Origin of the sequence: Halomonas sp. Bachu 37, from assembly GCF_039691755.1 — a bacterium.
GTDB lineage: Bacteria > Pseudomonadota > Gammaproteobacteria > Pseudomonadales > Halomonadaceae > Vreelandella > Vreelandella kashgarensis.
Genome location: NZ_CP137552.1, coordinates 1,274,477 through 1,286,357, shown reverse-complemented (window position 1 = coordinate 1,286,357; position 11,881 = coordinate 1,274,477). Strand labels below are relative to the sequence as shown.

The following is an 11,881-nucleotide window of genomic DNA, read 5'->3' as shown; positions in this document are numbered from 1 at the left end:
GTAGCACCAAGGAAGACTCAAGGAGAACATTATGACTCTGAAGACTACCCTGAAGATCTCTGCCGCTGCCGCTTCACTGGCTATCCTGGCTGGTTGTGCTTCTACCAGCGCGCTGGAAGAAGTTCGCATGACTGCAGAATCCGCTCAGGCTGATGCCGCTGAAGCACGTAGCATGGCTTCTCAGGCTCTGAACACTGCTAACCAGGCTCAGCGTGATGCGCAAGCCGCTCTGCAGGGTTCCGACCAGAACCGTGAAGAAATGAACCGTATGTTCCAGCGCTCCATGCAGAAGTAATTTCTGCATGGCGCCGCTTGCCATACGGTATGCGGTTGCTGAAGCATGAAAAACCCCGCCACGGCGGGGTTTTTCTTTTGGTCGAGAATCACTCGCTACATCTACCGCAGCATAGAATTACTGCGTCATCACTGCTCGATTACGAGAGCGCTGACTTCGAGATCTGAGTACAGTCCTTCTTCGTCCTCGGCTTCTGGGGGGCTCTCCTGATGTGCCTCGCCATGGTTCGCCAAGGCCACGATGCTGCCATCGGGGTGCTCGACCATGCGGCGTACCCGTGCGTAGTCCACGTCCACATTGGCATCTTCTGTAGCCTGGGCAAGAGTATCCAGAGCATTAATGATCGGCTCGAAATTACCCTGGTTCTCTTCCAGCTGAGGGAAGGACTGACCGTATAGCTCGCCATCTTCCGACCAGCCAGCCTTGAAGGGGGCGTCGATCAGGTTTACTTGTGTGCCGCTGGGCAGTCGTTCGTAGAGGGACTCTATGTCTTCCGGGTACATGCGGATGCAGCCACGGCTGACGCGCATTCCCACACCGTCTGGCCGATTGGTGCCATGGATCAGGTAGCCCGAAATATCCAGCAGGATGGCATGCCGGCCGAGAGGGTTTTCGGGGCCTGGCGGTACAATGGCCGGGGGGGGGTCGCCGCGCTCGGCTGCCTCGCGGCGCATGGAGGCTGGCGGTGACCAGGCGGGATCCTTGACCTTGATGGTGGTCTTGGTCTTGCCCCGGGGGGTGGCAAACTCTTCACGACCGACGCTGACCGGGTATGTCTCGACGATGCCGGGCTTGTCAGCGGGATAATAGTACAGGCGTAACTCAGACAGATTGACCACCACCCCTTCGCGCGGGCCAGGCGGAAGCAGATATTGGGCAGGGATCACCACTTCGGTGCCTTTGCCGGGTACCCACAGGCTGACATCCGGATTGGCCATGCGGATCTCTTCGTAGCCGATATTATGCCGCCGGGCGATATCGATCAGTGTCTCCTTCTCACCCTTTACCGTCACAGTATAGTGTTGCCCGATGACGTCGCTATCCTCGGATAGATGGAAGTTGCCGCGAGGCAACCCGTTGGGAGACATCACCTGGGAGGCGCTTTCAACGGCCTCATCGCTGACTTCATCCAGCGTGCCGGTGCTTTCTATGCCTTCGTCGCCAGCGGTCTCGGCGGAGGATGCTTCGCTTGGCCCAGCCATTTCTTCGGCAAGCACGGTAGAGCTGCTACCCACGCCCACGGCTAGCATCACCGCTAGGGTGATGGGGCGCATGGAGCTGATAAAGTCGGATCTATTCATATGTCTTCCCATCGCAGTCGGTCTTGTAGCGGCATGAGCCCACTACAGCTGTCGGTCAGTTTGCCCCAAGGGTCAGGCGACCGCCACTTTTTGATTGAGCTTGTCGAGCAAGGTTTCCACGCTTTCAAAGCGTGCTTCGGATGTTTCCATCGGCATTTCAAAACGTAGCATGTCGGCACCATCCAGGCGGTACTGGTGCGGGGCTTGCTGGATAAGTGTCACCAGGGTAAGCGGGTCCACCTGGGTCTGGGGTTCGAACATGACCCTCCCACGGGTCGCGCCCGCTTCCAGCCTGGCGATCCCCAATTGCTCGGCACGCTGGCGTAGCCTGGTCTGGCGTAGCAGGATCTTGACCGGTTCGGGCAGCAGGCCGAAGCGGTCGATCAGCTCTACTTGCAGCTCCTTGAGCTGGGCCGCGTCTTCCGCTCCGGCAATGCGCTTGTACATTACCAGGCGCTGCTGAACATCATGGATATAGTCGTCGGGAATCAACGCGGGGAGATTGAGGCTGATTTCGACACCATCCGATAGCGGCGTATTGATGTTGGGAGTCTTGCCGGCACGTATCGCCTTGACTGCGCGGTCCAGCATCTGCATGTAGAGGGTGTAGCCAATGGTTTCCATCTGGCCGCTCTGCTCGTCCCCCAGCAGCTCGCCGGCGCCCCGAATCTCCATGTCATGGCTTGCCAGGGTGAAACCCGCGCCCAGATCATCTGACGCGCTGATGGCTTCGAGGCGCTTTACCGCATCGCGGGTCATCGCCTTGGGCGGCGGGGTCAAAAGGTAAGCGTATGCCTGGTGGTGGCTGCGTCCCACCCGGCCGCGTAACTGATGGAGCTGGGCCAGGCCGAACTTGTCCGCGCGTTCGATGAGAATGGTATTGGCGCTGGGAACGTCGATCCCGGTCTCGATGATCGTCGAGCACACCAGCACATTGAAGCGGCGATGGTAGAAATCCGACATGACCCGCTCCAGGGAGCGCTCGGGCAACTGGCCATGGGCCACGGCAACCCGGGCTTCGGGGATCAGGTCGCGAACCTTCTCCGCAGCGGTCTCGATGGTCTTGACTTCATTATGAAGGAAATAGACTTGCCCGCCCCGCAGGATTTCCCTCAGCAATGCTTCCTTGATGACGGCATCGTTGCGCTGCTGGACGAACGTCTTGACCGAAAGCCGCCGTGCCGGAGGGGTGGCGATGATCGATAGATCGCGAATGCCGCTCATGGCCATGTTCAGGGTGCGGGGAATGGGAGTGGCGGTAAGCGTGAGAATATCGATCTCAGCCCTCAGACTTTTCAGTTTCTCTTTCTGATTCACCCCGAAGCGATGTTCCTCGTCGATGATAAGCAGGCCCATCTTGGGCAGCGCCATGCGCTGGGACAGCAGCTTGTGCGTGCCGATGACGATATCCGCCTGGCCCGAACTGATGCGCTCTTGGGCCTTGGTCATATCCTTGCCACCGGTAAAGCGTGAAACGAGCTCCAAATTGACGGCAGTGTCGGCAAAGCGGTCGCGGAAATTCTCGAAATGCTGCCTCGCCAATAGAGTGGTGGGCACCAGAACCACGACCTGGCGGCCCGACTGCACGGCGAGGAACGCGGCCCGCATGGCCACTTCGGTCTTGCCGAAACCGACATCACCGCAAACGACCCGATCCATGGGCTGGGGGGAGGTCATGTCGGCGATGACCGCTTCGATGGCGGCTTGCTGGTCGGGGGTCTCTTCGAAGGGGAAACTGGCGGCGAAACGCGCATATTCGTCGTCGGGCTCGTTGTACACCGTGCCTTGCTGAGCTTCCCGGCGCGCATAGATATCCAGCAACTCGGCAGCGGTGTCGCGTATCTTCTCTGCCGCTTTCTTGCGAGCCTTCTCCCACTGTTCGGTACCGAGCCTGTGCAAGGGCGCGTGCTCGTCATCGGCTCCGGCGTAGCGTGAAATAAGGTGGAGGCTATCCACCGGCACGTATAGTTTGGCTCCGTCGGCGTACTCGAGGGCGAGGAATTCCGCTGCCTGACCACCGGCGGCAAGTGTTTCGAGGCCAAGGTAGCGCCCCACACCGTGAGCCTGATGAACAACCGGCGAGCCGGGGCGCAGTTCCGTGAGATGGCGCACAGCGAATTCGTTATCACCCGTGGCTTTTTCCCGGCGTCGACTTTGGCGAACGACGTCGCCGTACAGCTCGGTTTCGCTGATGACGGCGAGATCGGGCGATTCCAGCCATAGCCCCGTGTCGATGCTGCCCTGGGTGACCGCATGGGGCGAATCGGTTTCGAGAAAATGCTGGAACGAGTCGACATAGGCGAGCTTTAGACGCAAGGGCGCCAGGGTTTCTTCCAGCGCCTCACGACGCCCCCGTGATTCCGCCACAAATAGCACGCGAGTCCGAGGGTGCTCATCAAGAAAAGTGGACAACGCGGCAAGTGGAGCCTTGGCCCGGGCGTTGACAGCTACCTCGGGTGGGGCATGAGCGGTAGGAGTCCACGCATGGCGTTGTTCGCTATCGAGAGTCAGCTCGATGCGAGGAAGCTGCTTGACGGCGGCAAAGACTTCATTGACTGGAATGAAGGCGCGGTGAGGTGGCAGCAGCGGACGAGTCGGGTCGACGCCGAGGTTGATATAACGGCTTTCGATAGCCGCCCAGTGCTGTTCGGCGGCATCGCGCACCCCGGGTAGAAGCGCCACGTGAGTATCGGGGCGCACATGATCGAACAGCGAGGCGGTGTGTTCGAAAAATAGCGGCAGATACTGCTCCAGTCCGGGTGAAGGAATGCCCTTGATGGCATCGTTGTACAACGGGCACTGGCGTGGATCGACGTCGAACAGGGTCTCGAAACCTTCGCGGAAGCAGGCAATGGCGGAACGTGAAAGCGAGTATTCGTGAGCGGGGAGCAGCTCGATAGCCTCGATCTTGCGGTCGGAGCGCTGGGTGTCGGGATCGAAGTAGCGCAGCGTATCGATGTCATCGTCAAACAGGTCGATACGCAGTGGGTTCTCGCTGCCCATGGGAAACAGATCGATCAAGGCGCCGCGCAACGCATACTCGCCCGGCTCGTAGACGGTTTCCACGGCGCGATACCCCGCGCGCGAAAGCGCCTCGCGAAAGGCCTCGCGGTTGAGCTTAGCGCCGACTTTCAGGCTCATGACGCGCCCGGCGATGTACTCCACCGGCGGCAGGCGTTGCAACAGTGTGGTGATCGGGACCAGCACGATGCCTTTAACCCCATCCTGCAACAGGCGCAGCGTGCGCAGGCGTGCCGAGACGATATCCTGGTGAGGCGAGAAGCTATCGTAGGGCAGTGTCTCCCAGTCGGGAAAGGGGAGTACCGTCACCTGGGTATAGAAGGCCAGATCCTGTTCGAGACGTTGGGCAGCAGCGGTATCCGGCGTGACAACCAGCAAGGGGGCGGCTTCGGCGGCCCGGGCCAGACCCAATGCCGTGGCGCTCCCCGGCGGGGCGTGCCAGAACAAGGTGTCACGTGTGCCGTTGGGTTCCGGCGGTGCGAGCAAGGAGAAAGTCGGCATGAGAAATAGTATCGGCTTGCGCGAAAACGGAGTTTTGATGATACACGATCCGGCGTCTTTGATCAGGCGCGTAGCGCCGGGGAGACTCATGTAGTCGAAATGCGATTTCTGTAATACCCCTACACCAGGTGCGACCAACAAGCGATTGCGGCTCGTGTATAGGAGCGGGATAATAGACAGGTTGAAATTTTTTCCCCTACCAATGAGGCCGCACGTGAGTCAGCAAACTCTCGATAACGTTTTTCAGGAATGGCAAAGCAACGAGGCGCTGGCCGAGCAGATGATCCCCCTATTGGGACGTCTCTATCGTCAGAACAATGTCGTCGCCACCATGTTCGGACGTTCGCTGATCAATCGGTCGGTCATCCGTATCCTCAAGGATCACCGTTTCGTGCGCAAGGTCGAGGGAACCGAGCTTTCGGTTCAGGACACCTACCCCATCGTTCAGGCAATGAGCGAGCTAAGCCTGGGGCCGGCCCATGTCGATGTCGGCAAGCTGGCCGTGATGTTCAAGAAGCAGGGCGGAGACGATGTCGTTGCATTCGTCCGTGACCAGCTGAGCTCGATCGTGGATGGCTATCAGGCTGGCGCCAGCACTGGTGAACCGAAGGATGTGGTGCTGTACGGGTTTGGTCGTATCGGTCGCCTGGTGGCTCGCGTTCTGGTTGAGAAGGCGGGCGGTGGCAACTTGCTTCGCTTGCGCGCTATCGTGGTGCGTGGCCGTGGGGATATTGCCAAGGATCTCGAGAAACGGGCGAGTCTGTTGCGTCGCGATTCCGTGCATGGGCCTTTCGACGGCTCCATCACCATTGATGTGGAGGCGCGCACCCTGAACATCAACGGCAACGTGGTTCAGGTCATCTATGCCGATTCCCCCAGCGAAATCGACTACACCTCCTATGGCATCGACAACGCCGTGGTGGTGGACAACACCGGTATCTGGCGTGACGAGGCTGGCCTGGGCCAGCATCTTGAATGTCGTGGCGTTTCCAAGGCGTTGCTGACGGCCCCGGGTAAGGGCGATATCAAGAATATCGTCTTCGGCATCAACCATGGCGATGTCACCGCAGAAGACAAGATTATTTCAGCGGCGTCATGTACTACCAATGCCATCGTGCCGGTACTCAAGGTCCTCAACGACGAGTATGGCGTGGTCACCGGGCATGTCGAGACGGTACACGCGTACACCAACGACCAGAATCTGATCGATAACTACCACAAGGGCGACCGTCGCGGGCGTAGCGCGGCATTGAACATGGTGCTGACCGAGACCGGTGCTGCCAAGGCGGCGGCCAAGGCCCTTCCCGAGCTCGAAGGCAAGTTGACGGGCAATGCCATTCGTGTGCCCATTCCCAATGTCTCCATGGCGATTCTGAACCTGACGCTGGAGAAGGGGACCGATGTCGACGCGTTGAACGACTATCTGCGCCGCATGTCGATCGATTCCGCCTATCAGAAGCAGATCGATTTCGTCGATTCGGGCGAAGTGGTGTCGTCTGATTTCGTCGGCAATCGTCATGCCGGAATCGTCGATGCCAAGGCGACCATCGCCAACGGCAAGAACGCAGTTCTGTATGTGTGGTATGACAACGAATTCGGTTATAGCTGCCAGGTGGTGCGTATTCTGCAGCAGATGTCTAATGTCAATTTTCTCAAGTTTCCCGCTACCGCCGGGTAAGCCGGATGCAATGACGGTCGGGCAGAAAACGCCGTAGCCGGCTGTCGTGTCTGCCATTGACGCATGCCCTCTCCGGGCATGCGTTTTTTATTGGCTGAATAATGGTTTTAAAAAAGGTATTTAAGCGTATATAGCACTTTTGGCGACCCTGGGGGATGTGGTCATCGGTCGCGCTTATCTTTATAATACGGTGGATTTTTCGGGGTGGTTCAAGCGCCGCTTGGGCCTGACTGGTAATAATCTGAACAGCAAACATGAAGTCACTGAACAGAAAATAAGCATTCGAACCCCTTACCTTCGTATATCCGATCCATCAACTGGGCGAGACTATGATCGAAGTCAAAAAAGGCCTGGATCTCCCCATCACGGGAGCGCCCGAGCAGCGTATTGAAGATGCGCGGCCTGTGCGCCACGTGGCAATCCTGGGTACTGACTACGTCGGCATGAAGCCGACCATGGAAGTTCAGGAAGGGGATAAGGTCAAACTAGGCCAGCTACTCTTCACCGACAAGAAAATAGACGGGGTGCGCTTTACCTCTCCTGCCGGTGGTGAAGTTGTCGCTATTAACCGTGGCGAAAAGCGTAAGTTGTTGTCTGTGGTCATCAAGGTCGATGAAAACGAAGAAGAGGCGGTAGCCTTCACTTCTCATGGACGTCAGGCTCTGGAGAGCCTGGAGCGGCAAGTTGTCGTGGACCAGTTGGTGGAGTCCGGACTGTGGACGGCTCTACGTACTCGGCCCTTTTCACGCACCCCGGCCATCGACAGCGAACCGGCGGATATCTTCGTCACCGCTATCGATACTCACCCGCTGAGTGCCGATCCGACGCTGGTCATCAACGAAAGCGCTGAAGCGTTTGAAGACGGGTTGAAAGTACTGGGCCGTCTGACCCAAGGGAAAGTCTACCTGTGTACCGGAGCCGTGGCCGAGCTGCCTGGGACCGATGTGGCGGGTGTGCAGATGGAGCGCTTCTCGGGGCCGCATCCTGCGGGCCTGGCGGGAACGCATATCCATTATCTCTCTCCGGTAGCCCTGCATCGCAAGGTATGGCACATCGGTTATCAGGACGTGATCGCATTCGGTAAGCTGTTTGCCGAAGGCACGCTGGAGACTCGTCGCGTAGTCGCCATCGGTGGGCCTCGGGCGGAAAAACCGCGTCTCGTGCGTACCCGTCTGGGTGCCAGTACCGAGGAACTGCTGTCCGGCGAAGTCATCAAACCAGAAGATACACGGGTTATTTCCGGCTCGGTGTTTTCCGGGTTTGCCGCTGAAGGGGCGCTTACCTATCTGGGACGTTACCATAACCAGTTCAGCTTGCTGGAAGAAGGTAACAAGCGTTCTTTCATGGGATGGCTATCCTTGGGTAGCGACCGTCATTCGGTACTGGGCATCTACATGTCCCGTATCAAGGGGCTGCACAATTACGCGCCGACCACCTCCACCAATGGTTCCGAGCGTGCCATGGTGCCGGTGGGTTCTTATGAAACGGTTATGCCGCTGGATATCCTGCCGACACAGCTGCTTCGCACATTGATCGTGGGAGATATCGAAGTTGCCATGCAACTTGGGTGTCTGGAGCTGGATGAAGAGGATCTTGCCCTGTGTACTTATGTATGCCCTGGCAAGTATGAATACGGTCCCATCCTGCGTGACAATCTCACCATGATCGAGAAAGAGGCCTGATGATGGGTATTAGACAGACACTCGATAGCATCGAGCCGCACTTCCATAAAGGTGGCAAGTACGAAAAGCTCTACCCACTTTATGAAGCGGTGGACACGATTTTCTACTCTCCACCCAGCGTGGCCAAGACAACCGCGCATGTGCGCGACGGGATTGACCTGAAGCGCATCATGATCACCGTCTGGCTATGTACTTTCCCGGCGATGTTCTTCGGTATGTGGGCGGCGGGCTGGCAATCCAACATGGCCATCGATCAGGGTTACGCCTCCATGGAGGGATGGCGCGAAGCCATCATGATGACTCTGGCCGGTAGCCACGATCCCGGTAGCCATTGGTCGAACTTCGTGCTCGGTGCGACCTACTTCCTGCCGATTTATCTGGTCACCTTTGTCGTGGGTGGCTTCTGGGAGGTGCTGTTCGCCATCAAGCGTGGCCATGAAGTCAACGAAGGTTTCTTCGTGACATCAGTGCTCTACGCCTTGATCCTGCCGGCGACGATTCCCCTCTGGCAAGTCGCGCTGGGTATCACCTTCGGGGTGGTGATCGGCAAGGAGATCTTCGGCGGTACCGGCAAGAACTTCCTCAACCCGGCATTGACCGGTCGTGCTTTCCTTTACTTCGCCTACCCGGCACAGATTTCCGGTGATGAGGTATGGGTGGCGGCGGATGGCTATACTGGGGCAACGCCCCTATCGCTGGCATTCCAGGATGGCATGTCCGCGCTGACCTCCCAGTACACCTGGTGGGATGCCTTCATTGGCTTTCTTCCCGGCTCCGTTGGTGAGGTTTCCACCCTGGCGATCCTCATCGGTGCGGCGGTGCTGCTATGGACGCGAATTGCCTCGTGGCGGATCATGCTGGGGGTATTCCTCGGGATGGTGGCGACCAGTGCGCTATTCAACCTGATCGGCTCCGAGACCAACTCCATGTTCGCGATGCCGTGGTATTGGCATCTTGTGGTGGGTGGCTTTGCCTTTGGCACGGTGTTCATGGCGACCGACCCGGTGTCGGCATCCATGACCAATCAGGGACGCTTGATATTTGGCGCCTTGATCGGCGTGATGACCGTATTGATTCGAGTCGTCAACCCGGCCTTCCCGGAAGGCATCATGTTGGCAATTCTGTTTGCTAACCTGTTTGCTCCGCTCATCGATCACATCTTTGTCCAGGCCAATATCAAGCGCCGTGTGAAACGCACTGGTGCTCCGGCCGAGGAGACTGCCTGATGGCACAGAGCAATAACTCCATCAAGAAGATCCTGATAGTGGCGTTCGCACTGTGTATCGTGTGTTCCGTCATTGTCTCGACGGCTGCCGTGGCCCTGCGCCCCTTGCAGCAACTCAACGAAGAGCTGGATCGCAAGACCAATATCCTCAGCGTGGCCGATCTGTATGAGCCGGGCATGGATGTCGAGGCAGCTTTCGCGGAAGTGACTCCGCGCGTGGTGGATATGCGCGACGGCAGCTACACCGACGAATTCGATCCGGAAACCTTCGACCACTTCCAAGCTTCGCGCGATCCCGCCACTGGCCGGACGCTCTCCGGTGACCGTGATATCGCCGGCCTGACTCGGGTGGAAAACTACGCCACGGTTTATCTGGTAGGCAATCCGGACGATCCCGAGCAGATCATCCTGCCTATCCGCGGTCAGGGCCTTTGGGGCTTGATGCGTGGCTTCCTCTCAGTGGAAGGCGACGGCAATACCATCGTCGGCATCACCTACTACGAGCATAGCGAAACGCCGGGGCTGGGTGCGGAAGTCAACAACCCGCGCTGGCAAGCCCAGTGGGAAGGCAAGGAAATCTATGACGAAGAGGGCAGCCTGAACCCAGCGATACACTTGACCAAGGGCGGCGCCAGCAGCGAGCACGAAGTTGATGCGTTATCTGGCGCGACACTGACCAGTAACGGCGTAACCAATATGCTCCAGTTCTGGTTGAGTGAGGAAGGTTTCGGTGAGTATCTGGCCACGTTCCGTAGCGGCGCTGACCAGGAAGATGCTCAGGATACCACTACCGACTTCGACGACGTTGAAGGAGCCTGATCATGGCAGACGCAACCGCAAAAGGCGTTTTGACAACGCCAATCTTCAGGAATAACCCCATCGCCTTGCAGATACTGGGTATCTGCTCGGCCTTGGCGGTAACCACGAGCATGAGTGTATCGCTGGTCATGGCGCTGGCGGTTATTTTCGTCACGGCATTCTCCAGCCTGTTCGTCTCATTGATTCGGAACCACATTCCGTCCGCGATTCGTATCATCGTGCAAATGACGATCATCGCCTCCCTGGTTATCGTGGTTGACCAGGTACTCAAGGCGTTCGCCTACGAAATGTCCAAGCAGTTGTCGGTTTTCGTCGGGTTGATCATTACCAACTGTATCGTCATGGGACGCGCCGAAGGCTTCGCCATGTCCAATACGCCCAGCATGTCGTTTCTCGACGGTGTGGGTAACGGCCTTGGCTATGGTTTTATCCTGCTGGTGGTCGGTTTCTTCCGCGAATTGCTGGGCGCGGGTAGCGTATTTGGCTTCACCTTGCTGCCGACCGTTCAGGACGGTGGCTGGTACTTGCCGAACGGGCTGCTGCTGTTGCCGCCCTCCGCGTTCTTCATCATCGGCCTGTTGATCTGGGTGATGCGCTCGCTGGATACCGAGCAGATTGAAGCCAGCGAGTTCGAGATGAAGGAAAACACCAAGCCGAAGGAGGCTGTGTAACATGGAACACTATATAAGCCTTTTCGTTGCTTCGGTCTTCGTCGAGAACATGGCCTTGGCGTTCTTCCTCGGCATGTGTACCTTTCTGGCGGTTTCCAAGAAGGTCTCGTCGGCTTTCGGCCTGGGCATCGCGGTCATCGTGGTACTCACGGTTACCGTACCGGTCAACAACCTCGTCTTGACCTATCTGCTGGACGAAGGGGCGCTGACCTGGACGGGAATCGAAGGCGCGGAAAACATCGACCTGTCCTTCCTTGGGCTTCTCAGCTATATCGGTGTCATCGCGGCACTGGTGCAGATCATGGAGATGTTCCTCGACAAGTACGTTCCTGCGCTTTACAACGCCCTGGGTGTGTTCTTGCCGTTGATCACGGTGAACTGCGCTATCCTCGGTGGCGTACTGTTCATGGTGGAACGTAGCTACAACTTCGGGGAAGCCGTGGTGTACGGTTTCGGTGCCGGCACGGGCTGGGCTCTGGCGATCACCGCACTGGCGGGTATCCGCGAAAAGCTGAAGTACAGTGATGTGCCCGCCGGTCTCCAGGGGCTGGGCATTACCTTCATCACCGTGGGTCTGATGTCACTGGGCTTCATGTCCTTCTCCGGCATCCAGCTCTAAGACAGGGTTTGGTCTCCCGGCAGCTGCCAATAGCGGCTGTCGGGTCAAGACAACATCCAGCAATAGGAA

General features: G+C 58.1%; 9 protein-coding genes. 7 read left to right on the top strand and 2 right to left on the bottom strand.

The features are described 5' to 3' along the window. Positions 1-31 precede the first annotated feature (31 nt). Complete coding sequence (locus R5M92_RS05925) at positions 32-295, top strand: Lpp/OprI family alanine-zipper lipoprotein (protein ID WP_346798570.1); 264 nt, start codon at positions 32-34, stop codon at positions 293-295. Positions 296-423: 128 nt separating this feature from the next. Here the strand turns inward: R5M92_RS05925 and R5M92_RS05920 are convergent, their stop codons facing one another. Beyond that, positions 424-1,596, bottom strand: coding sequence for a L,D-transpeptidase family protein (locus R5M92_RS05920; protein ID WP_346798568.1), 1,173 nt, complete (start codon positions 1,594-1,596; stop codon positions 424-426). A gap of 72 nt (positions 1,597-1,668) precedes the next feature. After that, positions 1,669-5,118, bottom strand: coding sequence for a transcription-repair coupling factor (mfd, locus tag R5M92_RS05915; protein WP_346798567.1), 3,450 nt, complete (start codon positions 5,116-5,118; stop codon positions 1,669-1,671). Positions 5,119-5,332: 214 nt separating this feature from the next. On the opposite strand from mfd, the gene R5M92_RS05910 reads away from it, so the two are divergent. The 6 genes from R5M92_RS05910 to nqrE all read left to right on the top strand — a co-directional run bounded on the left by R5M92_RS05910 (position 5,333) and on the right by nqrE (position 11,812). Continuing rightward, positions 5,333-6,796: a glyceraldehyde-3-phosphate dehydrogenase gene (locus R5M92_RS05910; RefSeq protein ID WP_346798565.1), complete on the top strand. Its 1,464-nt coding sequence runs from the start codon at positions 5,333-5,335 to the stop codon at positions 6,794-6,796. Between the two features lie 329 nt (positions 6,797-7,125). Continuing rightward, positions 7,126-8,478, top strand: a complete 1,353-nt coding sequence (locus tag R5M92_RS05905) for a Na(+)-translocating NADH-quinone reductase subunit A (protein ID WP_346798563.1) — start codon at positions 7,126-7,128, stop codon at positions 8,476-8,478. Then, positions 8,478-9,704 (top strand): NADH:ubiquinone reductase (Na(+)-transporting) subunit B, encoded by a 1,227-nt coding sequence (locus R5M92_RS05900; RefSeq protein WP_346798562.1) that lies wholly within the window; start codon positions 8,478-8,480, stop codon positions 9,702-9,704. Before R5M92_RS05905 ends, R5M92_RS05900 begins: the two co-directional genes overlap by 1 nt. Next, positions 9,704-10,522: a Na(+)-translocating NADH-quinone reductase subunit C gene (locus R5M92_RS05895; protein WP_346798560.1), complete on the top strand. Its 819-nt coding sequence runs from the start codon at positions 9,704-9,706 to the stop codon at positions 10,520-10,522. Before R5M92_RS05900 ends, R5M92_RS05895 begins: the two co-directional genes overlap by 1 nt. 2 nt (positions 10,523-10,524) lie before the next feature. Beyond that, positions 10,525-11,193 (top strand): NADH:ubiquinone reductase (Na(+)-transporting) subunit D, encoded by a 669-nt coding sequence (locus R5M92_RS05890; protein ID WP_346798558.1) that lies wholly within the window; start codon positions 10,525-10,527, stop codon positions 11,191-11,193. Between the two features lies 1 nt (position 11,194). Further along, on the top strand, positions 11,195-11,812 hold the full coding sequence (gene nqrE / locus R5M92_RS05885; protein ID WP_346798556.1) for an NADH:ubiquinone reductase (Na(+)-transporting) subunit E: 618 nt from the start codon (positions 11,195-11,197) through the stop codon (positions 11,810-11,812). The last annotated feature ends 69 nt before the right edge of the window (positions 11,813-11,881 follow it).

Bases quoted from the DNA above. Each gene is read 5' to 3' on its own strand.
- R5M92_RS05925 (WP_346798570.1), top strand. From the start codon at position 32: ATGACTCTGAAGACTACCCTGAAGATCTCTGCCGCTGCCGCTTCACTG.
- R5M92_RS05920 (WP_346798568.1), bottom strand. From the start codon at position 1,596: ATGAATAGATCCGACTTTATCAGCTCCATGCGCCCCATCACCCTAGCG.
- mfd (WP_346798567.1), bottom strand. From the start codon at position 5,118: ATGCCGACTTTCTCCTTGCTCGCACCGCCGGAACCCAACGGCACACGT.
- R5M92_RS05905 (WP_346798563.1), top strand. From the start codon at position 7,126: ATGATCGAAGTCAAAAAAGGCCTGGATCTCCCCATCACGGGAGCGCCC.
- R5M92_RS05900 (WP_346798562.1), top strand. From the start codon at position 8,478: ATGATGGGTATTAGACAGACACTCGATAGCATCGAGCCGCACTTCCAT.
- R5M92_RS05895 (WP_346798560.1), top strand. From the start codon at position 9,704: ATGGCACAGAGCAATAACTCCATCAAGAAGATCCTGATAGTGGCGTTC.
- R5M92_RS05890 (WP_346798558.1), top strand. From the start codon at position 10,525: ATGGCAGACGCAACCGCAAAAGGCGTTTTGACAACGCCAATCTTCAGG.
- nqrE (WP_346798556.1), top strand. From the start codon at position 11,195: ATGGAACACTATATAAGCCTTTTCGTTGCTTCGGTCTTCGTCGAGAAC.